Raw genomic sequence first — 25,377 nt, forward strand, 5'->3', positions numbered from 1 at the left:
ACAGGATATCGATGCTCAACCGGATTCAGTCGTTTATTCAGAACCTCGTCGGTCCGCATGCGGATGATTTCAGCCCCGATGATTTGAGGGTGGCAGTCGCCGCCCTCTGTTTTCAGGTGATGGAAGCGGATGGCACTGTCTCGAAAAGCGAGCGTGACCGCCTGCGTGAAATCCTGCAGGATTATTACCATCTCGATGCCGGCAAGCTGGACGTTCTTCTCGCCGCCGGTCAGGAGGCCGGCAAGGAGGCAGTCGATTATTACCGCTTCACCACCGACATCCGCCGCCATCTCGACGAAGATCAGCGCGTGGAGCTTATTGGCATATTATGGGATATTGTTTACGCTGACGGCGAACGAAGCGAAATGGAAGACCATGTGATCTGGCGAGTCGCCGATCTGCTCGGTGTGTCCGTTCGCGACAGGGTTCTGCAACGTCAGCAGGCCGCCACGCGGTCCGGGCCGGCTGAAGAAAGCGAAAACCAAGACGATGCTGTTTGACCCTTCCAGGCAACAGGGAAAACAACCTTCGCTGCTCATTGTCCTGCATCAGGAACGTTCCACCCCCGGCCGCGTTGGCCAGATGCTGGTGGAAAAAGGCTATCGGCTGGATATAAGGCGACCCGCTCTCGGCGACGACCTGCCGCAAACGCTGGAAAAACATGCCGGGGCCATCATCTTTGGCGGCCCGATGAGCGCCAATGACCCCCATGATTACGTCAAAGCCGAAATTGACTGGCTGAAGGTGCCGCTGAAGGAAAACAAGCCGTTTCTCGGCATCTGTCTTGGTGCACAGATGTTGTCCAAACATCTGGGCGGCAAGGTTGAGGCCGACAGGGAAGGCAAGGTGGAAATCGGCTGGTATCCGCTTCACGCCACCGAACACGGACGGCTTTTGATGCCGCATTGGCCGAAGATGGTTTATCATTTCCACAAGGAAGGGTTCGAGCTGCCGCGCGGAGCCGAACTTCTGGCATCGGGCGAAACCTATCCCAATCAGGCTTATCGATATGGTAAAAATGCCTGGGGGCTACAGTTTCATGCCGAACTCACCCGCGCCATGATGCACAGCTGGGTGGTGCGCGGCGCGCAACGTTTCGGCATGCCGAATGCGCAGGTCGGCAGCCAGCACCTCGAAGGCCGCATGTTGTTCGACACACCACTCCGCTCGTGGCTCAGCAATTTCCTCGATCTGGTTTTTGAGGGCAAGGCGCAGCGCTGAAGCCCGTCGCCGTCAGCGCGGCGCGTCCAGATTGTCGATCTTGCGCAGCTTGGAGAAACCGAGCGCCCAGATGACCGCCACAGCAAGCGTACCGGCTCCGCCGATGACGACGGCAGGCACCGCTCCAACAACATGCGCCATGGTGCCGGCCCGGAATTCACCCAGCTCGTTCGATGCACCCACAAACACCATGTTCACCGCATTCACGCGCCCGCGCACCTCATCCGGCGTCCAGAGCGCGATCAGAGTTTCCCGCACATAGACCGACACCATGTCCGATGCGCCCATGACCACCAGTGCGGCAATCGACACCCACGCGGTTTCGGAAAGACCGAATACGACAGTGGAAATGCCGAAGAGGCCAACACCGATAAACATCAGCAGGCCGGCATGATGGCGGATGGGCCTGAAGGCCAGAATGACGGCAACGGTAATTGCACCAATGCCCGGGGCGGCGCGTAAAAGCCCGAGACCCCATGGCCCGAGCGTCAGAACTTCCTTGGCGAAAATCGGCATCAGCGCGACGGCGCCGCCCAGCAAGACCGCGAAGAGGTCGAGCGAAATGGCACCGAGGACGATCTTTTCCTGCGAAATGAATTTGAACCCGGCCAGCATCGTTTCGAGGCTGATGGCTTTCGCGGGACCGCGCTGTTCCGGCTTACGGATTGTCACCGCCAACATTGCCGACACGATGAAGAGCACGAATGCCACGATATAGGCAACGGAAGCGCCGAGACCATAAAGCAGGCCACCCGCAACCGGGCCAAGAATGGATGCCATCTGCCAGGAAGAAGAATTCCACGCAATGGCGTTCGGTAAATCCTCGACAGGGACAAGATTGGGCGCCAGTGATTGAACTGCTGGCCCCATGAATGCCCGCTCTATGCCAAACACCACGAGAATGGCGAAGACCGGCCAGGGAGAAAAACTGTGCGTCAGCGTCAGGCCAAGCAGCGCCGCAGCGCAGCCAGCCGCAATCACCAGGCAAATGGCCATGATGCGCCGGCGATTGTGCCTATCGGCGACTGTTCCGGTAACGAGGATCAGAAGCAGCGATGGCAGAAACTGAAAAAGCCCGATCAGACCAAGATAAAAGGCATTGCCGGTCACCTCATACATCTGCCAGCCGACTGAGACACTGACAATCTGGATGGCGAAGGCTGAAAAAAAGCGGGCGCTGAAGAAGCGACGATAGGAACTATGCCGGAATGCACCGAAACGGTTTTCGGCAGAAGGCAGGGACATCGGCTGGGTGCTCTCGAGAGAATATGAGACGTTTGCAATAGAGCGATATCACAAGAATCGCCAGCCCTATTGGCGCAACACTTGCCGGTTCACCGGCGAATGTCTAAATGTCTTGCAACCAAGATACGGAGATATTGATGCTTGCCCTGTTTCAGACCATCGATCTGGCTTTGAACCTCTACACGTGGGTGCTGATTGCCAGTGCCATTTTTTCCTGGCTGTATGCCTTCAACGTCATCAATTCCCGCAACCAGTTTGTGAATGCCATCGGCAGCTTCCTGGTCAATGTCACGGAACCGGCCCTGCGCCCCATCCGCCGCATTCTGCCCAATCTCGGCGGCATCGACATTTCGCCGATCATCCTGCTGCTGATCATCTTCTTCATCCGCTCCTTCATGTGGAACACGCTTTATCCGATGACCGTTTGAGCGGCTTCTGGCAGAAACACGGTGATCATGTCCGCCTGTCCGTTCGCCTGACGCCGAGCGGCGGGAGGGATGCAATTGACGGCGTGGAGCAGGATACGGACGGACGTGCCTATCTGAAAGCCCGCGTCAGCGCCGTGCCGGAAGGCGGCAAAGCGAACAAGGCACTGATTGTTTTGCTGGCGAAAAAACTCAGACTGCCCAAGTCTTCCATCACCTTCATTTCAGGCGAAACAGCGCGCAAAAAAATCCTCCGGATCGACACCGACCCGGAGGATTTCGAAGAACGCTTTAACAAGCTGGCCGACTAAAGCCTATCAGCCCTGCGCCTTGTAGCGCTCGATGGCTTCGACGATCAGCTTCTTGGCGACGTCGACATCCTGCCAACCGCCCATCTTCACCCACTTGCCGGGCTCCAGATCCTTGTAGTGTTCGAAGAAGTGCTCGATCTGCTTCAGCGTGATTTCCGGCAGGTCGGTGTAGTTATGAACCTTGTCGTAACGGCGCGTCAGCTTCGGAGCCGGAACAGCGAGGATTTTCTCGTCCTTGCCACCGTCATCTTCCATGATCATCACGCCGATGGGGCGGACGTTGATAACACAGCCGGGAACCAGCGGACGGGTGTTGCAGATGAGAACGTCGATCGGGTCGCCATCGTCGGACAGCGTGTGCGGCACGAAGCCATAGTTACCCGGATAGGTCATCGGCGTGTAAAGGAAGCGATCGACGATCAGCGCACCGGCGTCCTTGTCCATCTCGTACTTGATCGGATGGCCACCGACCGGCACCTCAACGATAACATTCACGTCATCCGGCGGGTTCTTGCCTATGGAAATTGCATCGATACGCATTCGCTTCCCTCAATTCATCGGGTTGGATTTGGTTTTCGATACTGGGAAAGTCGCCGCATTGCAACATGGCTTTGAGCGGATAAGGCAGAATGCCGTATTTGAGGTTATCGCGATTACGCATGGCGACGCGAAAAGACCGCGCCGGCAGGTAATCCATCCGCAGCTTTTGTCAGTTCCAGACGAAACCAACCTTGCGTAACGACTTGCCGCCGAAATCTTCCATGCCTTCGGCAATGTCCCGGCCGCCATGCGAGCGGAAGAACCGATTGGCGACGTCGCTGTCTTCGAGGCACCAGACGACGATGCCATTGCAGCCGAGCGATGTCAGCAGCCTGCGGGCCTCCGTAAACAGCAGCGAGCCGAGCCCGATGCCCTGATATTCCGGCCGCAGATAAAGTTCGTAAATCTCGCCGTCATGCGGCAAGCCGCGCGCGCGGCTGAGGCCCAGCGTCGCATATCCGGCGACCACACCGGCCACTTCCACCACCAGCATTGTGGCAGAGCCTCTGGTCGCCTTCTTCCACCAGATTTCACCGCGGCGCTCCAGCATCTGCGTCAACGGTCGATGCGGGATAAGCCCCGCATAGGCCTGTTGCCACGACAGACGGTGCGCTTCGGAGATAGCGCGCGCATCATGCGGCTCGGCACGGCGAACATCGATGGATAACGTTTTCATAACGCGATTCTGGCCCCGGCCACGGAAACTTGCCAGCCATAAAGGTTAACACCGGCAAGCTTACCCACAGCCTATTCATGTGGACGACCAGCAAAAATTAACGCATCCTTAACCTTTGACACAAGCACCTTTCGACTCATGCACACATAAAAACGAACGCATAAAAAAAACCCGGCTTGAAGCCGGGTTTTTTCAAATTCGTAATAACAAACCGCAATCAGACAGCGAGCTTGGCCTTTTCGAAACGCTTGCGATCGTTGGCGTCGAGGAACATCTTGCGCAGACGGATGGACTTCGGCGTCACTTCCATCAGCTCGTCTTCCTGGATCCAGGAAAGAGCGCGATCAAGCGTCATGCGGATCGGCGGCGTCAGCTTGACGGCTTCATCCTTGCCGGCAGCGCGGATGTTGGTCAGCTGCTTGCCCTTCAGCACGTTCACTTCGAGATCGTTATCGCGGGTGTGAATGCCGATGATCATGCCCGCATAGACCTTTTCACCCGGCTCGATGATCATCGGGCCGCGATCTTCAAGGTTGAACATTGCGTAAGCGACGGCTTCGCCCGAACCATTCGACAGCAGAACGCCGTTGACGCGACCGGCGATCTGGCCCTTGAAGGGCTGATAATCGTGGAACAGGCGGTTCATGATTGCCGTGCCGCGCGTGTCGGTCAGCAGTTCCGACTGGTAGCCGATCAAGCCACGGGTCGGGGCGTAGAACTTCAGACGAACGCGATTGCCGCCGGAAGGACGCAGCTCGGCCATTTCAGCCTTGCGCTCGGACATCTTCTGAACGACGACGCCGGAATGCTCTTCGTCAACGTCGATCACGACTTCTTCGATCGGCTCCAGCAGGGTACCGTTCTCATCCTTGTGCATCACGACGCGCGGACGCGAAACGGCAAGTTCGAAGCCTTCACGACGCATGGTTTCGATCAGCACGGCCAGCTGCAATTCGCCACGGCCGGACACGAAGAACGAATCCTTGCCTTCGGCTTCTTCGATCTTCAGCGCAACGTTGCCTTCGGCTTCCTTGAACAGACGGTCGCGGATGACGCGGCTGGTAACCTTGTCACCTTCGGTACCGGCAAGCGGACTGTCGTTAACGATGAAGGACATGGTAACGGTCGGCGGGTCGATCGGCTGCGCGGTCATCGCCTCGGTGACGGAGGGATCACAGAAGGTGTCGGCGACAGTGCCCTTGGAAAGGCCGGCGATCGCAACGATGTCGCCCGCATGAGCCTCATCGATCGCGGTGCGCTCGATACCACGGAATGCGAGAATCTTGGAAATACGGCCGGTTTCGATCGTCTTGCCATCCTGGCCCAGAACCTTCACGGCCTGGTTCGGCTTGATCGAACCGGAGGCGATGCGGCCGGTGATGATACGGCCAAGGAAGGGGTTGGCTTCAAGGATCGTGCCGATAAGACGGAACGGACCTTCTTCGACCTTGGGCTCCGGAACGTGCTCGAGAACCAGATCGAGCAGCGGTGCGAGACCCTGATCCTTCGGGCCTTCCGGGTTGACGTTCATCCAGCCATCACGACCGGAACCGTAAAGGATCGGGAAATCGAGCTGCTCGTCGGTGGCGTCGAGGTTCGCGAAAAGGTCGAACACTTCGTTGATGACTTCTTCGTGGCGGCCATCCGGACGGTCGATCTTGTTGATCGCGACAATCGGGCGAAGACCAACCTTCAGCGCCTTGCTGACCACGAACTTGGTCTGCGGCATCGGGCCTTCGGAGCTGTCGACCAGAACGATCGCGCCATCCACCATCGACAGGATACGCTCGACTTCGCCGCCGAAGTCGGCGTGGCCGGGGGTGTCGACGATGTTGATGCGAACACCCTTCCACTCCACCGAGGTCGCCTTGGCGAGAATGGTGATGCCACGTTCCTTTTCGAGATCGTTGCTGTCCATCACACGCTCGGCGACGCGCTGGTTGTCGCGGAACGAGCCGGACTGCTTCAGAAGCTCGTCCACGAGCGTCGTTTTTCCATGGTCAACGTGCGCGATGATCGCGATGTTGCGAAGTGCCATTGTTCAAAATCTCTGAGGTTGGGCGCTATATTGATGAGAAACGCCAATTTAGTTTGGCGCGCTCATAACCTTTTTTTTGCAAATGCGAAAGGGGGGCCTGTGTCATAAGCCCCCTGCGCTCAGGTTCTAGCTGAGAATTATGACAGTCTCTTATACAAGGCCGCGCTTCAAAAGCATCGCATCCGGGCTCGGCATCTTGCCGCGAAAGGCAAGATAGGCCTCCTCCGGATCCACCGAACCGCCGACGGAATAGATATTCTCCTTCAGCCGGCGCGCCATCTGACCATCAAAGGGATTGCCGGTTTCCTCAAAAGCGGAAAACGCATCGGCATCCAGCACTTCCGACCACATGTAGGAATAATAACCGGCGGAATAACCATCGCCCGAGAACACATGCTGGAAATGCGGCGTCGCATGCCGCATGACGATGGATTTCGGCATGTTGAGCGAGGAAAGCACCTCACCCTGCACGGCCATTGGATCACCGACGTTGTCGCGGGTGTGGAAAGCCATGTCTACGATGGCCGAAGACGTGAATTCCACCGTGCTGAAACCGGCATTGAAGGTCTGCGCGGCCAGAACCTTGTCCAGCAGCGCCTTTGGCATCGGCGCACCGGTTTCATAATGCAGCGCGTATTTTTCCAGAATTTCCGGCACCGTCAGCCAATGTTCGTAAAGCTGCGACGGCAATTCCACGAAATCGCGTGAGACACCCGTTCCAGACACGGAAGGGTAAGTGACATCAGACAACATGCCATGCAGCGCGTGGCCAAATTCGTGAAACAGCGTGCGCGCATCATCAAGCGACAGCAGTGCCGGTTTTCCTTCGGCCGGTTTCGCGAAATTGCAGACATTATAGATGATCGGTATTTCGCCGACGGTGCCGCTCTTCAAGGGCAGCTTGTGCTGTGACTGGAACGAACTCATCCACGCGCCGGAACGCTTGGAAGGACGGGCGAAATAATCGCCGAGGAACATGGCCTTCAGATCACCCTGCTCGTCGCGGATTTCGAAAATCCGCACATCCGGATGATAGGCGGCGATGCCTTTCACTTCCGTGACCCGAATGGAAAAAAGACGATTGGCCACATCGAAGCAGGCCTCGATGATCTTTTCCAGTTGCAGATAGGGTTTCAACTCAGTCTCGGAGAAGCTGAATTTCCGCGTCCGCAGCTTTTCGGCATAATGCCGCCAGTCCCATGGCAAAACTTCGTGGTTCCTGCCTTCCTCGGCAATGATGACGGCAAGCTCGGCTTCTTCCTCACCGGCGCGAAGAACCGCCTTTTCCCAGACCTGACCGAGAAGGCCATTCACGGCATCGGGCGTTTTTGCCATTGTATCATCGAGCTTATAAGCGGCGAAATTCGCGTAACCGAGAAGCTTTGCCTTTTCCTCACGCAGTTCGAGTGTGCGGCGGACAATATCGCGATTGTCGGTCTCGCCGCCGTTTTCACCCCGCGCCACCCAGGCCTTGAAGGCCTGTTCGCGCAAATCTCGGCGCTCGGAAAAAGTCAGAAAGGGCTCAATGATCGAGCGGGAAAGAGTAACGGCGAATTTCCCGTCTTCGCCATGCTCGCGGGCAGCGCCCGCAATCGCATCGCGCAGAAAACCGGGAATGCCGGCAAGTTCCTCTTCCGTGGAAAGCAGCAGCTTCCAGCTCTTTTCATCCGCCAGCACATTCTGCCCAAAGCTGGCGCCAAGACCGGCAAGCTCCTCGTTGATTGCCGCCAGCCGTTCCTGCCGGTCCTTGTGCAACTTGGCGCCGGAGCGCACGAAACCTTTCCAGTGGCGCTCGAGAACGCGTTTTTCCTCACCCGTCAGCCCAAGCGACTCGCGCTTTTCCCACAATGTGTCGATACGCGTGAACAGGGCCTCATTCATGCCGATCTTCGAATAGTGCCGCGACATTTTCGGTGTGATTTCCCGCTCCAGTGCCTGAATGGCGCTATTGGTATGCGCCCCCGCCTTGTTCCAGAACAGGGCTGAAATGCGCGAAAGCTCGTCGCCTGCAATTTCGAGCGCGGTCACGGTGTTTTCAAAGCTTGGCGCCTGCGCATTGCCGGCAATCGCATCGATTTCCTGTTCGTGCGAGAGAAGGGCAGCTTCGAAGGCCGGAGCGAAATCCTCATCCTTGACCGCATCGAATTTCGGCAGACCGTTGTGACCGTTCCAGGTAACGAGTGCGGGATAAAGCGCGGTCTTGGATGGCATTTCATCTTCCTTGTACAATTCCGGTTTAAACCCATATGGGCACGCCTCCACCGCCAATTCAATATCGGGAATTTGGTGTGGAATACGCCAATGTCTCCACGGCGAAGTATTGACCGGAGCCGCAGCGACATGATCTGGTTTATTGAAATAATATCCCATGATGGAGATATGTATAATGGAGATTTATTCTTTAAGGTCCTCTAATAATTTCCTTTTCAGGGACAATTCCAGAAATGCCAGATCCGTGGGTAATACCGATTTCGGCAAGACGGCCAAATCCGATGCAGGTGCTGGCTTCGAGGAGACGGTGAAGCGCATCGATTTCACCCGCCTCAGCCCGCGCGAATTGCGCGAAATCGCTCAGGAATATTATGATGCGGGGAAAATCGGCCACGATACCTGGCTTGAGCTTTCCTCTGAACTGCCGGTGCAGACACTGAACGCCAATGGCGAGGTAATCGACATATCCAACGTGACCGATGATACGGATTTCGACTTCCTGTCGTATTTTTCCGACCGGGCCGAAATCGCCAGCTCCATCGGCACGACGGATGAGGCGCAAAAAATGCAGGACATCCTGTCTTTCTTTGCTTTGGTGTAACGATCTTCGACTATCTTGCCGAGCATATAGCAACCGAACAGACACATACTTTACTCGATTTTCGACAATATGATTTGTGTACCATTGATTATCGCCCGGAATTTAGTAAGGCTGACTTACCAAAAGGCGAAACATGGGCACGAAACGCGAAAAAGATTCATTGGCATTTTTGCTGAACAGCGGCGCACGCCTGCTGAACAGTGCATTTGAGCGCCGCATTTCCGAGGCTGGCCTTGGCCTGACCCCCGGCGAGGCGAGAGCATTGCTGACGGTTGCCGTGGTTGATGGCAGCAAACAATCTGACATCGCCGCCCGCCTCGGCATTGAGCCCATGACGATCTGCGCCTATCTCGACAAGCTGCAATCTCTTGACCTCATCGAGCGCCAGCAGGACCCGCAGGACAGACGTTCCAAGCGCATCGTGTTGACGAAAACCTCCGCCGACATGCTTGAAGCCGTGCGGCAGGAAATCGACCAGCTGGTCCGTCACGCCACCCAGGGCCTGAACGAGGAAGAAGTGGCGCTCTTCCGCAGCTTCCTGCAGACACTTCGCAACAATCTGCAGCCGGAACAGCCGAGCCAGAACGGCTGATCGCAATGTCGCCAGAAACGATCATGTCCAGAAAGCGCACGGCAATACTCGGTGCGTTACTGACGGCGCTGGCGCCCATTTCCATGGCGATCTACACACCCGCCATGCCGGAACTGACACGGGTTTTTGCCACCACCGAACCCGCCGTCAAACTCAGCCTGTCGCTTTATTTTGCCGGTTTCGCCGTCGCCCAGTTGATCGCCGGACCGGCATCCGACGCTTTTGGACGGCGGAAGGCCAGTCTGGTCTTTCTTTCAATCTTTCTCGGCGGCGGGCTGCTTGCGGTTTTTGCCCCGACAATTGAAGTCCTGCTCTTCGCACGACTGGTACAGGGCATCGGCGCCTCTGTCGGAATGACAGTGGCGCGCGCCGTGGTACGCGACCAGTTCACCGGCGCTGATGCTTCCAGCATCATGAATCTCATCGGCATCATGCTGGCTGTCGGCCCGGCAATGGGACCGACGATTGGCGGGTTATCGCTTACAGCCTTCGGCTGGCAGTCGGTGTTTTTCCTCATGGCCGGTCTCGGGGCCATCGCCATCTTTGCGGTCGTGGTGTTTCTACGCGAAACGACAGTGCCAGACAAAAACCTGATCCGCCCCCGCCGTCTCCTGTCTGCCTATGGCACATTGCTGACCCAGCCACGTTTTCTATTTGCCGCACTCGTGCTCGGCGGTTCCATCGGCGCTCTTTATGCGCAGGCCACGATGCTGACCTTCATACTTATCAATGAAGTCGGCATGACCCCTACCGCCTTCGGCGTCGGCATGCTGATGCAGACCGGCGCTTATTTCTTTGGCTCCATCGCCCTGCGTTATATCGCGCCGCGACTGGGTGACCGCCGCTCCGTCATCCTCGGCCTCTGTTTTTCGGGAACGGGCGGCCTCCTTATTTTGCTGTCGGTCTTCCTGATACCGCCATCCTTCCTCTCGATCATGGGGCCCGTGGCGGTCGCGACAATTGGCATTGCGTTGCTGACCCCCTCGATGGTGACGGCGGCCCTTGCCCCCTTCCCGCATATTGCCGGTTCGGCCTCGGCGATGATGGGCTTCATTCAGATGGGGTCGGGATTTGCGGGCGGTGCTGCGGCCTCACTCATCGGCTCCCCGCTGACCGGCTTTGGCATTATCATCCCGATAATGGAATTCACGGCAATTGCCAGCTACATCGGCTTTCACATCGTCTCCAAAAGACAGTCATGAAAAAACCCGCCGGCGTCACCGCCAGCGGGTTCCTTTATTATCACGTCAGCAAGATTACTTGCTGAGATTACGCTTGGCGAGCGTGCGAAGACGCAGCGCATTGAGCTTGATGAAACCAGCGGCATCCTTCTGGTCGTAAGCGCCGTGGTCGTCCTCGAAGGTCACCAGCGCGTCGGAATAGAGCGACTTTTCGCTCTCGCGGCCGGTTACCATAACATTGCCCTTGTAGAGCTTCAGCGTCACTTCGCCTTCCACATGCTCCTGGCTCTTGTCGATCAGGGCCTGAAGCATTTCACGCTCCGGCGAGAACCAGAAGCCGTAATAGATGAGTTCAGCGTAACGCGGCATCAGATCGTCCTTGAGATGCGCTGCACCCCGGTCGAGCGTGATGGATTCGATGGCGCGATGTGCGGCAAGCAGGATCGTGCCGCCGGGCGTTTCATAAACGCCGCGCGACTTCATGCCGACGAAACGGTTCTCGACCAGATCAAGACGGCCGATGCCGTTTTCCCGACCATAATTGTTGAGCGTGGCGAGAAGCGTCGCGGGCGACATTTCAACACCATTGATGGAGCAGGCGTCGCCCTTGCGGAAGCCGACCTTGATGACGGTTGCCTTGTCCGGGGCCGCTTCCGGGGAAATGGTGCGCATGTGAACATATTCCGGCGCTTCCCGTGCCGGGTCTTCCAGGACCTTGCCCTCGGAAGAGGAGTGCAGCAGGTTGGCATCAACCGAGAAAGGTGCTTCGCCCTTCTTGTCCTTGGCGACCGGGATCTGGTTCTGTTCGGCGAATTCCAGAAGGTCGGTACGGCTCTTGAACGCCCAGTCACGCCAGGGCGCGATGATCTTGATGTCAGGGTTCAGAGCATAGGCCGAAAGCTCGAAGCGGACCTGGTCGTTGCCCTTGCCGGTGGCGCCATGGGCAATGGCGTCGGCGCCGGTCTTCCTGGCGATCTCGATCAGGTGCTTGGAAATCAGCGGACGGGCAATCGAGGTGCCGAGCAGGTAGACGCCTTCATAAACGGCGTTGGCGCGGAACATCGGGAACACGAAGTCACGAACGAATTCTTCGCGGACGTCCTCGATGAAGATTTCCTTGATGCCCAGCATCTCGGCCTTCTTGCGCGCCGGCTCAAGCTCTTCGCCCTGGCCGAGATCGGCAGTGAAGGTCACGACTTCAGCGCCGAGTTCCGTCTGAAGCCATTTCAGGATGATCGAGGTGTCGAGACCGCCGGAATAGGCGAGAACGACTTTCTTAACGTCTTTCGGAAGTGCCATAATGATGTCCATCTGCATGATGACGGCATCCGCGTACCGCCATTTCCTTGGGATTTCGGCACTTTTACAGTGCAACCCGAAATGTGTGAAGCGCTTTTCCGTGAGATAAGCGACAAAACAATTGATGGAGGCGTCTGGCGACGGGTGATGACCGGCCGCGCCGACGGGAACGAAGCGATTGTCACATGCATTTAGAAAATTCGCGCTTTATCATGAAGCGGCGCGATCGACTTGAAGACCGTGAATGAAGCCGCTCAGGTTCAGGCAACGTTGCAAACCGCTGGAAACAGCAGAAACGACGCGAAGGAGAAACCTATGACGACCATCCACCCTGCATTCAAGGAAGATAACGTCGCTGTCATAACAGGTGCGGCATCCGGCATCGGACTTGCCGCCGCCCGTAAATTTGCGAGTTTCGGCATGAGTGTCGTGCTCGTCGATCTCGACGGTGAAAAGCTCGCCGCAGCGCATGCGGATATTCTGACCGTCGCCAGGGACGGCGAAGCGCAGATCGTCGCCATCCCGACCGACGTATCGAAACTCGATGAACTGGAGGCGCTGGAACGCGCCGTGATCCAGCGTTTCGGACGCGTCCACGTCCTCATGAACAATGCCGGCATCCAGCCCGGCAGCGCCATTTTCGGACCACAGGCCAATTGGGAAAAAGTCATCAATGTCAATCTGATGGGCGTTGTGAACGGCAGCCGCGTCTTCGGCCAGGGCATGGTTGCCCATGGCGAGGCGGCACTCATCATCAATACCGGATCTAAACAGGGCATCACCACGCCGCCCGGCGATCCCGCCTACAACGTCTCCAAGTCAGGCGTCAAAACCTTCACGGAAGCGCTTCAGCACGAATTGCGCAATATTCCTGAAGGCGCGGTTTCTGCCCATCTGCTAATTCCCGGTTTCGTCTTCACCGGCCTGACCGCCAATGGCAGGACGGAAAAGCCGCAGGGCGCATGGACCGGCGAGCAGACCGTCGATTTCATGATCGAGAGCGTCAGCCGGGGCGATTTCTACATTCTCTGCCCGGACGGCGAAGTAGACCGCCCGACAGATGAGAAGCGCATTCTCTGGGCGGCCCAGGATATCGTCCAGAACCGCCCACCGCTGTCGCGCTGGCACACGGAATATTCCGCAGCCTTCACCAGCTTCCTCAAGAACTGAATAATCAGCCGCCGCACTTTGAACGGTGTGGCGGCTCCCCACAGTCACATTGGGCGCCGCGGCTCAAAAACATTGGCAGAAACCCGAAATCGCGTTAAGCAACGGCATCATTTGCCGCTTTCATGGGTGCCGCGATGGATTTCGTTCCAAGCTTGCCAACACTTGTCGCCTTCACCATTGCCATTCTGCTTCTGGCGGTGACGCCCGGGCCAGACATGACGCTCTGGATCAGCCGCTCGCTGCGCGAAGGCCGGGCAGCGGGTTTCATGACGCTGGTCGGAACCAATATCGGCATCACCGTGCACACGATGCTGGTCGCCTTCGGTGTCGCCGCCCTCATCGTCGCCTCCCCGACAGCCTTCCTGATCCTGAAAACCGGCGGGGCCGCCTATCTGGTCTGGCTCGCCATTCAGGCGATCCGTAAAGGCTCGGATTTCGTGATGGTGAAGACCAATGGAGAAAAGCCGCAATCCTCACTCAGATCGGCCTTGCTGAACGGCATATGGGTCAATCTGCTGAACCCCAAGGTCATCATCTTCTTCATGACCTTCCTGCCGCAATTCGTCAGCGCCTCCGACCCACACGTCACCGGCAAGCTGATCTTCCTCGGCATCTGGTCCATCATCGTGGCGCTGCCGATCGGTATCGGCATCGTTGTCGCCGCCGATGTCCTGTCCGCCTGGCTGCAACGCAACCGGAAGGTTCTGCGCGGACTGGATTACACGATCGCCGGTGTCTTTTCGCTTTTCGCCGTCAAGATTTTCTTCACCCAGACGCGCTGAGCGCAAATAAAAAGGCGCCGGAAGGCGCCTTTAAGAATGATCAGCCGATCAAAAGCTCGTCGTCATCCAGCTTCTGGCCGCGTATCTTGCGGAACATGTCGATCAGATCTTCGACTTCAAGGTCCTTGCGGCTATCGCCGGACACATCGAGAACGATTTCACCGGCATGCAGCATGATCGTGCGGGTGCCATAATCCAGGGCCTGGCGCATGGAATGGGTGACCATCAGCGTCGTCAGCTTGCGCTCCGATACCACCTTGCGGGTCAATTCCATCACGAATTCCGCCATGCCGGGATCGAGCGCTGCCGTATGTTCGTCAAGCAACAGCACATCCGAGCCGGAAAGCGTCGCCATGACAAGCGACACTGCCTGTCGTTGTCCGCCGGACAACAGGTCCATGCGATCCTTCAGTCGGTTTTCGAGACCGAGATTGAGCGAGGCGATACGTTCTCTAAAGAAATCCCGCCTGCCCCGTCCAAGCGCCGACAACAACCCGCGGCGCTCTCCGCGCGACGCCGCCAGCGCCAGATTTTCTTCGATGGTGAGTGCGCCGCAGCTGCCCGCGAGTGGATCCTGAAACACGCGTGCCACCCGACCGGCCCGGCTGGCGGTCGGCTTGCGGGTAACGTCGGCACCACCAATCACCACTTTGCCCGCCGTCGGCAGTACGTCGCCGGCCAAGACACCGAGAAGCGTGGATTTGCCGGCGCCATTGGAACCGATGACGGTGACAAAGGAACCATCTTCGATGGTGAGATCGATCTTGGCCAGCGCCTGCTTTTGCAGCGGCGTGCCACGTCCGAAGACGACCTGGATGTCGGAAAGGGAAATCACGATGTTGCTCCCCCACGGCGCAGTCGGGGCAGGATCAATGCAATGGCCACCAATACCGCCGTTACGAAATTGAGATCGGATGCCTTGAGACCCAGCACATCGCTCGACAAGGCAAGCTGGATGGCGAGACGATAGGCAATCGAGCCGAAAACACAGCCGATGAGCGCTATCAGAATGCCGCGCGCACCGAACAGCGTTTCGCCGATGATGACGGCGGCAAGTCCGACGACGATGGTGCCGACACCGGAGGTCACATCGGCAAAGCCATTGGTCTGCGCGAACAATGCGCCACCAAGGGCGACCAGCGCATTCGAAAGCGCCATGCCGAGATAGATCTGGTTGCCGGTCTTCACGCCCTGCGCCCGGGCCATCCGCGCATTGGCCCCTGTCGCCCGCATGGCAAGGCCCGCATCGCTTTCAAGGAAACGCCAGACGAGGATGACCGCGATCAGCACCAGTGCGCCGACGAAAAGCGGCCGCACCAGATATTCCGACAGGCCCAAGCCGTAAAACGGCGATATCATCGTATCCTGATTGAGCAGCGCCACATTCGGCTTTCCCATCACCCGCAGATTGACGGAAAACAGCGCGATCATCGTCAGGATCGAAGCAAGCAGGTTGAGGATTTTAAAGCGCACGTTGAGCGTTGCGGTGACCATGCCCGCAGCGGCACCGGCAACCATCGCAACCGCCGTCGCGACCCAGGCATTCAGACCGGCGATGATCAGCACGGCAGCAACAGCAGCGCCGAGCGGAAACGAACCGTCCACGGTCAGGTCAGGAAAATCAAGCACCCGGAAAGCGAGATAGACGCCGATCGCCACGAAAGCGAAGACCAGTCCCAGCTCCACGGCACCCCAGAAGGCGATTTGGCTCACGGTAATGTCCTTGTTATTGCCGCCATCAGGCGGATACGGGCACCGTCTCGTGCCACGTAAAACGGGCGGCGAAATACCGCCGCCCGTAATTCAGTCTGGTTTCGGTTCAGTCGATGACCTTGGTGGCGCGCTTCGTCACGCTTTCGGGGAAGGTGACGCCAACTTTTTCGGCAACCTTCTTGTTGATGACGAGATCGGTGCCGACAGCCACGGTTGCCGGAATCTCACCGGGCTTTTCACCCTTGAGGATGCGGACAACAACGGCGCCGGTCTGTTTGCCAACGTCGAAATAGTTGAAGCCGAGGGCCGCAACCGCACCACGCGCAACGGAATCCGTATCAGCGGCGTAAAGCGGAATCTTCGCTTCGCTCGCAACACCGGCTGCCGCCTCGAAAGCGGAAACGATCGTGTTGTCGGTCGGAACGTAGATCACGTCGGCCTTGCCGACCAGAGCACGGGTTGCGCCCTGGACTTCCGCCGACTTGGTGGCGACGGATTCGACAACCTTCAGGCCGGCCTTTTCGGCCTCGGCCTTCAGCAGGGCGAGCGTCGAGGCGGAATTGGCTTCGGCGGAGTTGTAGATGAAGCCGATGGACTTGGCGTTCGGCGAAATTTCCTTGATGAGCGCCAGATGCTCGCCAACCGGCAGCATGTCGGATAGGCCGGTCACATTGCCGCCGGGCTTTTCCATGCTCTTGATGAGCTGTGCGCCAACCGGATCGGAGACGGCCGTGAAGACAACCGGAATGTCGCGCGTGGCCGCAACGACGGCCTGAGCCGACGGCGTGGAAATCGGCACGATGACGTTGGGCGCGTCGCCGACGAACTGGCGGGCGATCTGCGCTGCGGTGCCGGGATTGCCCTGCGCGGACTCGTAAAGGAACTTGAGGTTCTCGCCTTCCTTGTAACCGGCTTCGGCAAGGGCCGCCTTGACGCCATCACGGGCAGCGTCAAGTGCCGGATGTTCGACGATGGCGGTGACGGCAACGGTGACGTTTTCAGCCTTGGCCGGCAGAACGATGGCGCTCGCAGCAGCGAGAGCCAGAATGAATGCGCGCATGGATATCCTCCTGTTGGTTCCCTGTTTTCGTCTTTCTAGGAACAAGACAGACCGAAATCAATCGGAGAACCGCCGGAAAACCAGCTTTATGGCGCAAATGCGGCTGATTCAGTCATCCGCACCGTGATTGGCGATCATCATCGCCTCGAAAGCCAGCCTTTCGGTCTTGCGCATGCGTTCCGATTCCGACTTCAACTGGCCGCAGGCGGCGAGAATATCGCGGCCGCGCGGCGTGCGGATCGGCGAGGCATAACCCGCCTGATTGATGAAATCGGCGAATTTTTCGATCTGCGCCCATTCGGAGCACTGGTAGTTCGTGCCCGGCCACGGATTGAACGGAATGAGGTTGATCTTGGCCGGAACGCCCTTCAGCAACTGCACCAGCATCTTGGCGTCTTCCAGGCTGTCGTTCACATCCTTCAGCATCACATATTCGAAGGTGATGCGGCGGGCATTGGAAAGACCCGGATAGTTGCGGCAGGCCTCGATCAGTTCCTTCAGCGGATATTTCTTGTTGATCGGCACCAGCATGTCACGCAGATCGTCACGCACCGCATGCAGCGAAATCGCCAGCATCACGCCAATCTCGTCACCGGTGCGGAAGATTTCCGGCACGACGCCTGAAGTGGAGAGCGTTACGCGGCGCTTGGAGAGCGACAGGCCGTCACCATCGGTGGCGATCAGAAGCGCAGTCTTCACGTGCTCGAAATTATAGAGCGGCTCGCCCATGCCCATCATCACGATGTTGGACACCTTGCGGCCTTCGCTCGGCACATAAGCGCCAACCGGAGTCGAACCATCCGGAAAATCGCCGAGCCGGTCACGCGCCAGCAGCAGCTGGGCAAGAATTTCCTCGGCCGTCAGGTTGCGCACCAGGCGCTGCGTGCCGGTGTGACAGAAGGAACAGGTCAACGAACAGCCGACCTGGCTCGATATGCACAACGTGCCGCGCCCTTCCTCCGGAATATAGACCGTTTCAATCTCGACGGGGCGGCCGGCACCGCGCGGCGGAAAGCGCATCAGCCATTTGCGGGTGCCGTCATTGGAGATCTGCTCCTCGACGATTTCCGGACGGGAGATGGTGAAGGTCGCCTTCAGCTTCTCGCGAAGCTCCTTGGCGACATTGGTCATGTTGTCGAAATCCGAGACGCCGCGCACATAAAGCCAGTTCCACAACTGGCTGACGCGCATCTTCACCTGCTTCTGCGGCACGCCGATCTCGGCCAGCGCCTCGCCCATTTCCTCACGCGTCAGGCCGATCAGCGACGGCTTGCCGGACATGAGATCGCTATTGGCGATCAGCGGGGTTTTGACTGCCAGGCCGGCAGGGGCTTGCATTACGGACATCACGCTATCCCATCATTCCATGCATCGCACGACCGGCCTTTCGGATAGGCGGAAAATCGTCTGCATGTCGAGAAAATCAAAGGCGGAGCACTTTTCGCGCATCCGCCTGTCAATGTTGCCGCGCGTTTAGCATCAAACAAGCAAAAACGCAAATGGCCGGTCGATGACCGGCCATTATCAAACGCGGTAAAGCGTCAGGATTACTTGCAGCTCTCGATCTGCTTGAGAGCAGCCGAAATGCCCGAAAGCGAATAGGAATAGGACGTCGCGGTGCCACGGCCGGAAACCGCCTTGACCGTCATCGACTTGCCGCCCTTCATGGCGGCCACGAGAGCGGGCTCTTCGGCAGCGTTTTCAACCCAGGCAGCCTTGTCCTTGGTGAACATGACGAAGTTCTTGTTGTCGATCGTCACATTGACCTTGGAACCCTGCTTCAGCGGATAACCCACCATGGCCTGCGGCTCATAGGAAATGTTCTGGCCGGGACGCTGCGACACGATGAAGAAGATATCGCCGTGATCGACGCTTGCCGGTTCCTTGGCGGTCGGAATGGAAAGAACGTAGCAGACGGTGCTGTTGCCCGATTTGTACGAATAGGCACCCCAAGCATTGAACTGCTGGATGCGCGTGGGCGACTGTGCAGATGCTACGCCGACGCTGGTCAGCAAAATGGCCGCTGCGGTTGCTACACTTCTTACAAACATAGAATTTCCTGCCGGGTTATTGTCTTCCATTAGCCCGAAGCAGCGGCGGGCTCCATTTTCTGGATCGGCCACGTTCAGGTGCGGATCGTCTTTTCTCATTGTGGTCGGGAAGCGGTTACCAAACCGTCAACAACACGCATAAAATGCCTAAAACGTCTTGCGGTGTTACAGATTGGCGACTCCCCTCACCCTGGAGGAAGGGCGCGGAACGACCTTCCTTCATGTGTATGACACACAAATTCAGGCAAGAATTTGTCGCCCGCCAGGCTGCACCGAGCGGGCACATCACAGAGGCGTTACCCGGCTTCCTGCTGTCTCTTCAGCATGGCATCCGCCGCATCGTAATGCTCCATCTTGATATGGGCGCGGATCATGGCGAGCGCGGCGGTGATGACCGCGATATCATCGGTAAAACCGACAACCGCCAGCATATCCGGCACGGCATCGATGGGCATGATGAAATAGGCGAGCGCAGCGAGAATAATGCCCTTGGCGCGCAACGGCGTGTCGCGATCAATCGCGCAATAATAGGCCGCCGCCGCGTCACGCGCGAACGGCACCTTGGTCATCACCCGCTTCAGCTTGGGCCAGAATTTGGCGCGCACGACATTTTCGCGCTCCTGCTGCCTGTCGGTTTCACCCGGCAGAAGAATTTCACCGATTTTCACATCATCCATGATCGACGGTCCTCCGGTCACGGCTATTATATGGGAGTTAACGTCCGCCGTTCAATTCCCCCGGCCTGCCGCTGCCTTCTGCATGGCCTCGGCCAGAAGAAAATCCCGCTCGGTTACACCCTGTGAATCATGGGTTGTGAGGCAGACTTTCACGCGTGAGTAGACATTGGACCATTCCGGGTGATGATTGAGCCTTTCCGCCGCAAGAGCCGATTCAGCCATGAAACCGAAGGCCTCCGCAAAACTGGAAAACTTGAAGGACCGGACGATCGCCGCCCCGTCCTCTCGCAGGGCCCAGCCTTCGAGCTTGGACAATGCCTGCCGGATGGCTTCCGGTTCAACTCTGGGATATTTCATCAATCTTGCCTCCGCTTGATACCCATTAACGCCTCAACGACCGGATCGACGCATATTCCATGAAACATATAGCTGTTCTTTTTGTCTGCATGGGCAATATCTGCCGCTCACCACTTGCCGAAGGCGTTTTGGCAAACCTAGCCGATAGAGACGGTGTATCCCGCCAACTCACGATCGAATCCGCCGGCACCGGCGGCTGGCATGCCGGCAATGCCCCGGATCGCAGATCCATAGCGATAGCCCGCAAGCATGGCATCGATATTTCAGGGCAGCGCGCGCGACAGGTCAGTCAGGCCGATTTCGAAAAATTCGATCTCATTCTTGCCATGGATACGAGCAATCTGGCGAAACTGCTTCAAAAGGCGCCGGAAAACCGCAGGCACAAAATCCACCTGTTTCTGGACTATGCTTCGGGACGCCACGAGAGCGTCCCGGATCCCTATTTCGGTGGTGAAGACGGATTTCTGACCGTCTACAACATGCTTTTGGCGGGATGCAGCTCGTTGCTCGAAAAGATGGAGCTGGACCGCGCTTCGTGAAGCGGAAACGCCTCTTCCACGACATAGGGTCCGCCGCCCACCGATTCCTTCGACGACATCAGCACGAAACGGCCGACCGTGAAGGGCGAGGTGCGGAAGTTGCCGCGTCCGGAAAGATACTGCACCACATCGTCCACGCGACAGGAGCGCAACCGCGCCAGTGTGACATGCGGCATGAACTTGCGCGGATCGGGTGGGAGACCGATCCTTTGGCAGATCCGCTCGATTTCCGCCTGAAGCGCATGCATTTCCGGCGAGGGAGAAACCCCGGCCCAGATGGAATGCGGTTTCTTGGAACCGAAGGAACCCATGCCGGTGAGGTTGAGCTGGAACTCCGGTCTTTCGATCCGATCCAGCCTGTCGACAACCTCATCGGCGGTTCGCCCGTCGATATCACCGATAAAACGCAGGGTTATGTGATAATTCTCCACATCGATCCACCGGGCTCCCGGCAGACCACCGCGCAACAATGAGAGGCTCATAGCCGCATTGCGCGGAATTTCGAGGGCGGTAAACAGTCTCGGCATGGCGAGCTCCCCGAATCTCTTGGCAGAACAAGCATAGCGAATCACGCAATGCAGACGGGCGCAAGTGCTTATTTTTTTTGCGCACCGATTGTCTTGATGAAGCTTTCAACAGCCGGCAAAGATTTCTCCACCATCATTGCCACACCTTTCGTATTGGGGTGCATCTTGTCATCCAGCTTCAGCGCATCATCCGTCACCACACCTTCCAGAAAGAAGGGATAAAGCGGCAGGTTGTATTTTTCCGCAAGCTTTGGAAAGATCGGATTGAAACGCGTTGCGTAGTCGTCACCCATGTTCGGCGGCGCCATAATACCGACCAGCAGCACCGCTATATTGCGTTTCTGAAAACCGGAAATGATGGCATCGAGGTTCTTTTCTGTCTGTTCCGGGCCAATACCACGCAGTGCATCATTGGCGCCAAGTTCCAGAATGACCCCGTCCGTACCATCTGGCACGGACCATTCCGCCCGCGACAAACCGCCAGAGGAGGTATCACCGGACACGCCGGCATTGGCGACGACGGCATTGATGCCCTTCGCCTTTAATGCAGCTTCAAGCTGTGCGGTATAGCTGTCGGCGGGCGGCAGCTGATACCCGGCCATGAGGCTGTCACCGAGGCCGACCAGTTGCAATGTCCGTTCCTGGGCCGAGGCCGCAGAGGCAGAAAAGGCGGCTGCGAAAATGACAATGAAGTGAAACAGGGCAGCTTTAAATCTCATCACGGCTTTCCTAACTTGGCCTAACTTGGTTCCCTTTGTCTGAAATACCGACCGCATCGACACCGCCAGACCATTTTCATCACCCTATATAGGAACGAGAATTGTGACGAAAAGCATCATAGAGCTGAAGAACGCCGACCTCACGCTCGGCAACGCCGCCGCCTCCGTCCACGTTCTCAAGGCCATCGATCTTTCGATCGGTGAAGGTGAAGCGGTCGGCATCGTCGGCCCTTCCGGCTCGGGGAAATCAACGCTGCTGATGGTGCTTGCCGGTCTTGAGCGGCTGGACAGCGGTGAAATCGTCATTGCGGATACACAACTGCACAGACTCGGCGAAGATGCGCTGGCGGATTTTCGCGGCAAGAATATCGGCATCGTTTTCCAGTCCTTCCACCTCATCGCCAATATGACGGCGTTGGAAAACGTCGCCGTTCCGCTGGAACTGGCCAATACCCCCAATCCCTTCGAAATCGCCAAACGCGAACTCGTCGCCGTCGGTCTCGGTGAACGCCTCAACCACTATCCCGGCCAGCTCTCAGGCGGCGAGCAACAGCGTGTGGCCATCGCCCGCGCGCTTGCCCCCTCACCGGCCGTGCTGATCGCCGATGAACCAACTGGCAATCTCGATACAGATACCGGCAAGCAGATCGCCGATCTTCTTTTTGCCAAACAGGCCGAACGCGGCATGACCATGGTCCTCGTTACCCATGATCCGTCGCTCGCCGCCCGCTGCTCGCGACAGATCAAGGTGCGCTCCGGTGAGATTGAGGGCGACAGCGCCCGCCCCCAGATGGCGCGGGCGGTATCGGCATGATCGGATCCCTTCTTCCGTCTTTCGCCAATATCAGAAATGCCGCAAGACTCGCACGGCGCGAAATTCGCGGCGGGTTGAGCGGCTTTTACATTTTCCTCGCCTGTATCGCGCTGGGAACCGGCGCCATCGCCGCCGTTAATTCCGTGTCACGTGCGGTCACCAGCGCCATTGCCACCGAAGGCCAGTCGATTCTCGCCGGCGACGTGCGTTTCGAACTGCGCAACAGGGAGGCAACACAGGAGGAACGGGCCTATCTGGATGGCCTTGGCACGGTTGCTGTTTCCACCGGGCTTCGCTCCATGGCCCGCCTTGCCGATGGTTCCGAACAGACGCTGACGGAAGTGAAGGCCATCGACGGCACCTATCCGCTCTATGGAACCTTCGTGGCTGATCCCAACCGGCCGCTGGATGAACTTCTGGCCGGCAATGGCGATACCTATGGCGCGATTGCCGCACCGCTGCTGCTGGAACGGCTCGGCATCAAGATCGGTGACGAAGTCCTGCTTGGTAACGTAAAGCTGAAACTGACCAGCACGGTGGTCGATGAGCCGGATGCGCTCTCCGACGGTTTCGGTTTCGCGCCGAGGCTGATGATCAGCCGCGACGCCCTCTTCGCCTCCGGTCTCGTTCAGACCGGCAGCCTCGTCGAGCATGCCTACAAGATCAAGCTGAACGATCCTGCAGCGCGGGCAACGATGACCGATGCGGCTAACAAGGCCTTTCCCAATGCCGGCTGGTCCATTCGCACCAGTGATCGCGCAGCGCCGTCACTCACCGAAAACGTCAACCGCTTCTCGCAGTTCCTGACATTGGTGGGTCTCACCGCCCTCATCGTCGGTGGCGTTGGTGTCGCCAACGCTGTTCGCGCCTTCCTCGATTCCAAACGCACCACGATCGCCTCGCTGAAATGCCTGGGCGCGCCGGCCTCCGTGGTCACCATGACCTATCTCTTCCAGATCGCCTTCATTGCCGCCGTCGGTATCGTCATCGGTCTTGTTGTTGGCGCCATCGCACCTTTGATTGCCATGCGGTTTCTGGAAGGTGTGCTGCCCGTGCCGGAAGAACTTGCCTTCTATCCCGGTGCGCTTGGTCTGGCCGCTTTGTTTGGCCTCCTGACGACGTTTGCTTTCGCTATCGTGCCGCTCGGCCAGGCGCGTGAAGTTCCGGCAACGGCACTTTTCCGCGAACAGGGTTTCGAGGAAGGCAGCTGGCCGTCCTGGCCCTATCTGGCCGCCACGGGCCTGTTGCTCGCAGCGCTGGCCGCCCTTGCCGTCTTCTCGGCGGAAGACCGTTTCATTGCCTCGGTTTTCCTCGCCGCCATCGCTTTTGCCTTCGTGGTGCTGCGGCTGGTGGCATCCGGCGTCAAGGCCATCGCCAAACGCAGCCCGCGCGTTCATTCCGCCGCCCTTCGTCTGGCGATCGGTAATATTCACCGGCCGGGAGCGCTCACGCCTTCGGTCGTTCTTTCACTTGGCCTTGGCCTGACCCTGCTCGTGACCCTGACGCTGATCGACGGCAATCTGCGCCGCGAACTGACCGACAGCCTGCCGGAACGCGCACCGAATTTCTTTTTCGTGGATATTCAGGGCAGCGAGGTGCAAGGCTTCCGTGATCTGCTGAAACGGGAAGCACCACAAGGCACGCTGACCGAGGTGCCGATGCTGCGCGGCCGCATTCTGGCGCTCAACGGCGAAGATGTGACGAAGATGGAAGTGCCGCCATCCGGTCGCTGGTTGCTGCGTGGTGATCGCGGCATAACCTATTCCGAAAACATGCCGGAAAACGCAAAGCTCACGGAAGGTGCATGGTGGGGGCCGGACTATAGCGGTGAACCGCTGGTGTCCTTCGCGGCAAAAGAGGCTCAGGAACTCGGCCTCAAGATCGGCGACACGGTAACCGTCAACGTCCTCGGCCGCAGTATCACGGCAAAGATCGCCAATCTGCGTAATGTCGAATGGGAATCCCTGTCGATCAATTTCGTCATGGTCTTTTCACCGAATACATTCCGCGGCGCACCGCACGCCTGGCTGGCGACACTTGCCGATCCTTCCGCTTCCGCAAACGACGAAGGCCGGATATTGCGTTCCGTTACCAATACCTACCCGACGATCACAAGCGTGCGCGTGAAGGACGCTCTCGATGTCGTCAACCGGCTGGTCGGCCAGCTCGCCACCGCCATCCGCGCTGCAGCAGCCGTCGCACTCATCGCCTCTGTTCTGGTTCTCGCCGGCGCACTTGCCGCCGGAAACCGTGCCCGTACCCACGATGCGGTGATCCTGAAAACGCTGGGCGGCACGCGAAACCTGCTGATCCGCGCGTTCTCCTACGAATATATGATGCTCGGTCTCGCCACCGCCGTCTTCGCGCTTTTCGCCGGTGGAGTCTCCGCATGGTTCGTGATCGCCCGCATCATGAAGTTGCCCTCCAGTTTCCTGCCGGATGTGGCGATAGGGACCCTCATTGTCGCCCTCGTCATGACGGTTGGCATCGGCCTCATTGGCACCTGGCGCATTCTCGGCCAGAAGGCGGCGCCGGTTCTGCGGCAGGCAGGAGAATGATCATCGGTTGTGCCCCGCTTAACTTTAGCGATTAATTCTTTGTAATGATCGCCAAAACGTGAGCGCTTTT

At 58.1% G+C, this 25,377-nt stretch carries 27 protein-coding genes; 12 read left to right on the plus strand and 15 right to left on the minus strand.

The genetic code is table 11. The annotated features are described in order from the left end of the window. Positions 1-11 precede the first annotated feature (11 nt). Both M0412_RS17805 and M0412_RS17810 read left to right on the plus strand, forming a co-directional pair. Positions 12-500 carry a TerB family tellurite resistance protein gene (locus M0412_RS17805; RefSeq protein WP_269701146.1) on the plus strand — a complete coding sequence of 163 codons (489 nt, stop codon included), beginning with the start codon at positions 12-14 and terminating at the stop codon, positions 498-500. Continuing rightward, a complete protein-coding gene (locus tag M0412_RS17810; protein ID WP_142842281.1) occupies positions 490-1,221 on the plus strand; it encodes a glutamine amidotransferase in 732 nt (243 codons plus the stop codon). The genes M0412_RS17805 and M0412_RS17810 overlap by 11 nt, the downstream gene beginning before the upstream one ends. A gap of 12 nt (positions 1,222-1,233) precedes the next feature. Here the strand turns inward: M0412_RS17810 and M0412_RS17815 are convergent, their stop codons facing one another. Beyond that, entirely contained in the window at positions 1,234-2,466 is a 1,233-nt protein-coding gene (locus M0412_RS17815) for an MFS transporter (protein ID WP_142842280.1), read from the minus strand. A 137-nt stretch (positions 2,467-2,603) separates the two neighbouring features. Here M0412_RS17815 and M0412_RS17820 point away from each other — a divergent pair, with 137 nt between their 5' ends. Then, the gene (locus M0412_RS17820) at positions 2,604-2,894 is read left to right on the plus strand and encodes a YggT family protein (RefSeq protein WP_003492418.1); all 291 of its coding nucleotides are present in this window, start codon (positions 2,604-2,606) and stop codon (positions 2,892-2,894) included. Then, on the plus strand, positions 2,891-3,202 hold the full coding sequence (locus M0412_RS17825) for a DUF167 domain-containing protein (protein ID WP_161991388.1): 312 nt from the start codon (positions 2,891-2,893) through the stop codon (positions 3,200-3,202). Before M0412_RS17820 ends, M0412_RS17825 begins: the two co-directional genes overlap by 4 nt. Positions 3,203-3,208: 6 nt before the next feature. Here the strand turns inward: M0412_RS17825 and ppa are convergent, their stop codons facing one another. The 4 genes from ppa to M0412_RS17845 form a co-directional block, all read right to left on the minus strand. Next, a complete protein-coding gene (ppa, locus tag M0412_RS17830; protein WP_003492422.1) occupies positions 3,209-3,742 on the minus strand; it encodes an inorganic diphosphatase in 534 nt (177 codons plus the stop codon). A gap of 169 nt (positions 3,743-3,911) precedes the next feature. Continuing rightward, positions 3,912-4,418 (minus strand): GNAT family N-acetyltransferase, encoded by a 507-nt coding sequence (locus tag M0412_RS17835; RefSeq protein ID WP_006310825.1) that lies wholly within the window; start codon positions 4,416-4,418, stop codon positions 3,912-3,914. Positions 4,419-4,635: 217 nt separating this feature from the next. Then, on the minus strand, positions 4,636-6,456 hold the full coding sequence (gene typA / locus M0412_RS17840; RefSeq protein ID WP_046799559.1) for a translational GTPase TypA: 1,821 nt from the start codon (positions 6,454-6,456) through the stop codon (positions 4,636-4,638). Between the two features lie 150 nt (positions 6,457-6,606). Further along, positions 6,607-8,667 carry a M3 family metallopeptidase gene (locus tag M0412_RS17845; RefSeq protein ID WP_269701120.1) on the minus strand — a complete coding sequence of 687 codons (2,061 nt, stop codon included), beginning with the start codon at positions 8,665-8,667 and terminating at the stop codon, positions 6,607-6,609. Between the two features lie 244 nt (positions 8,668-8,911). On the opposite strand from M0412_RS17845, the gene M0412_RS17850 reads away from it, so the two are divergent. The 3 genes from M0412_RS17850 (at position 8,912) to M0412_RS17860 (ending at position 11,062) form a co-directional block, all read left to right on the plus strand. After that, a complete protein-coding gene (locus tag M0412_RS17850) occupies positions 8,912-9,268 on the plus strand; it encodes a hypothetical protein (RefSeq protein ID WP_269701118.1) in 357 nt (118 codons plus the stop codon). Between the two features lie 133 nt (positions 9,269-9,401). After that, positions 9,402-9,860: a MarR family winged helix-turn-helix transcriptional regulator gene (locus M0412_RS17855; protein ID WP_142842275.1), complete on the plus strand. Its 459-nt coding sequence runs from the start codon at positions 9,402-9,404 to the stop codon at positions 9,858-9,860. A 5-nt stretch (positions 9,861-9,865) separates the two neighbouring features. Then, a complete protein-coding gene (locus M0412_RS17860; RefSeq protein WP_269701115.1) occupies positions 9,866-11,062 on the plus strand; it encodes a multidrug effflux MFS transporter in 1,197 nt (398 codons plus the stop codon). 54 nt (positions 11,063-11,116) lie between these two features. Here the strand turns inward: M0412_RS17860 and M0412_RS17865 are convergent, their stop codons facing one another. Next, the gene (locus M0412_RS17865; protein ID WP_142842273.1) at positions 11,117-12,340 is read right to left on the minus strand and encodes an argininosuccinate synthase; all 1,224 of its coding nucleotides are present in this window, start codon (positions 12,338-12,340) and stop codon (positions 11,117-11,119) included. A 315-nt stretch (positions 12,341-12,655) separates the two neighbouring features. Between M0412_RS17865 and M0412_RS17870 the strand changes: the two genes are divergently transcribed. Then, positions 12,656-13,510, plus strand: coding sequence for an SDR family NAD(P)-dependent oxidoreductase (locus M0412_RS17870; protein WP_269701113.1), 855 nt, complete (start codon positions 12,656-12,658; stop codon positions 13,508-13,510). 134 nt (positions 13,511-13,644) lie between these two features. Then, positions 13,645-14,292, plus strand: a complete 648-nt coding sequence (locus M0412_RS17875) for a LysE family translocator (protein WP_149900494.1) — start codon at positions 13,645-13,647, stop codon at positions 14,290-14,292. A 40-nt stretch (positions 14,293-14,332) separates the two neighbouring features. Here the strand turns inward: M0412_RS17875 and M0412_RS17880 are convergent, their stop codons facing one another. The 7 genes from M0412_RS17880 to M0412_RS17910 all read right to left on the minus strand — a co-directional run bounded on the left by M0412_RS17880 (position 14,333) and on the right by M0412_RS17910 (position 20,150). Next, positions 14,333-15,127: an ABC transporter ATP-binding protein gene (locus M0412_RS17880; protein WP_142842270.1), complete on the minus strand. Its 795-nt coding sequence runs from the start codon at positions 15,125-15,127 to the stop codon at positions 14,333-14,335. Then, on the minus strand, positions 15,124-16,005 hold the full coding sequence (locus tag M0412_RS17885; protein WP_080827112.1) for an ABC transporter permease: 882 nt from the start codon (positions 16,003-16,005) through the stop codon (positions 15,124-15,126). The genes M0412_RS17880 and M0412_RS17885 overlap by 4 nt, the downstream gene beginning before the upstream one ends. Positions 16,006-16,111: 106 nt before the next feature. Next, a complete protein-coding gene (locus M0412_RS17890; protein WP_142842269.1) occupies positions 16,112-17,065 on the minus strand; it encodes an ABC transporter substrate-binding protein in 954 nt (317 codons plus the stop codon). A 108-nt stretch (positions 17,066-17,173) separates the two neighbouring features. Then, positions 17,174-18,346, minus strand: coding sequence for a 23S rRNA (adenine(2503)-C(2))-methyltransferase RlmN (rlmN, locus tag M0412_RS17895; RefSeq protein ID WP_269701375.1), 1,173 nt, complete (start codon positions 18,344-18,346; stop codon positions 17,174-17,176). 266 nt (positions 18,347-18,612) lie between these two features. Next, positions 18,613-19,116: an invasion associated locus B family protein gene (locus M0412_RS17900; protein ID WP_003523183.1), complete on the minus strand. Its 504-nt coding sequence runs from the start codon at positions 19,114-19,116 to the stop codon at positions 18,613-18,615. Positions 19,117-19,412: 296 nt separating this feature from the next. After that, positions 19,413-19,793 (minus strand): YkvA family protein, encoded by a 381-nt coding sequence (locus tag M0412_RS17905; protein WP_142842268.1) that lies wholly within the window; start codon positions 19,791-19,793, stop codon positions 19,413-19,415. A 51-nt stretch (positions 19,794-19,844) separates the two neighbouring features. Beyond that, positions 19,845-20,150 (minus strand): 4a-hydroxytetrahydrobiopterin dehydratase, encoded by a 306-nt coding sequence (locus M0412_RS17910; protein ID WP_046799568.1) that lies wholly within the window; start codon positions 20,148-20,150, stop codon positions 19,845-19,847. A gap of 59 nt (positions 20,151-20,209) precedes the next feature. Between M0412_RS17910 and M0412_RS17915 the strand changes: the two genes are divergently transcribed. Continuing rightward, on the plus strand, positions 20,210-20,689 hold the full coding sequence (locus M0412_RS17915) for a low molecular weight protein-tyrosine-phosphatase (RefSeq protein ID WP_142842267.1): 480 nt from the start codon (positions 20,210-20,212) through the stop codon (positions 20,687-20,689). Here the strand turns inward: M0412_RS17915 and thpR are convergent. Next, positions 20,623-21,216 carry an RNA 2',3'-cyclic phosphodiesterase gene (gene thpR, locus M0412_RS17920; RefSeq protein WP_142842266.1) on the minus strand — a complete coding sequence of 198 codons (594 nt, stop codon included), beginning with the start codon at positions 21,214-21,216 and terminating at the stop codon, positions 20,623-20,625. The genes M0412_RS17915 and thpR overlap by 67 nt on opposite strands. A 68-nt stretch (positions 21,217-21,284) precedes the next feature. Beyond that, positions 21,285-21,935: an arylesterase gene (locus tag M0412_RS17925; RefSeq protein WP_269701090.1), complete on the minus strand. Its 651-nt coding sequence runs from the start codon at positions 21,933-21,935 to the stop codon at positions 21,285-21,287. 103 nt (positions 21,936-22,038) lie between these two features. On the opposite strand from M0412_RS17925, the gene M0412_RS17930 reads away from it, so the two are divergent. Then, positions 22,039-22,749: an ABC transporter ATP-binding protein gene (locus tag M0412_RS17930; protein ID WP_142842264.1), complete on the plus strand. Its 711-nt coding sequence runs from the start codon at positions 22,039-22,041 to the stop codon at positions 22,747-22,749. After that, positions 22,746-25,307: an ABC transporter permease gene (locus tag M0412_RS17935; RefSeq protein ID WP_142842263.1), complete on the plus strand. Its 2,562-nt coding sequence runs from the start codon at positions 22,746-22,748 to the stop codon at positions 25,305-25,307. The genes M0412_RS17930 and M0412_RS17935 overlap by 4 nt, the downstream gene beginning before the upstream one ends. The last annotated feature ends 70 nt before the right edge of the window (positions 25,308-25,377 follow it).

The sequence above is a fragment of the Agrobacterium sp. O3.4 genome (assembly GCF_041414895.1).
GTDB lineage: Bacteria > Pseudomonadota > Alphaproteobacteria > Rhizobiales > Rhizobiaceae > Agrobacterium > Agrobacterium cucumeris.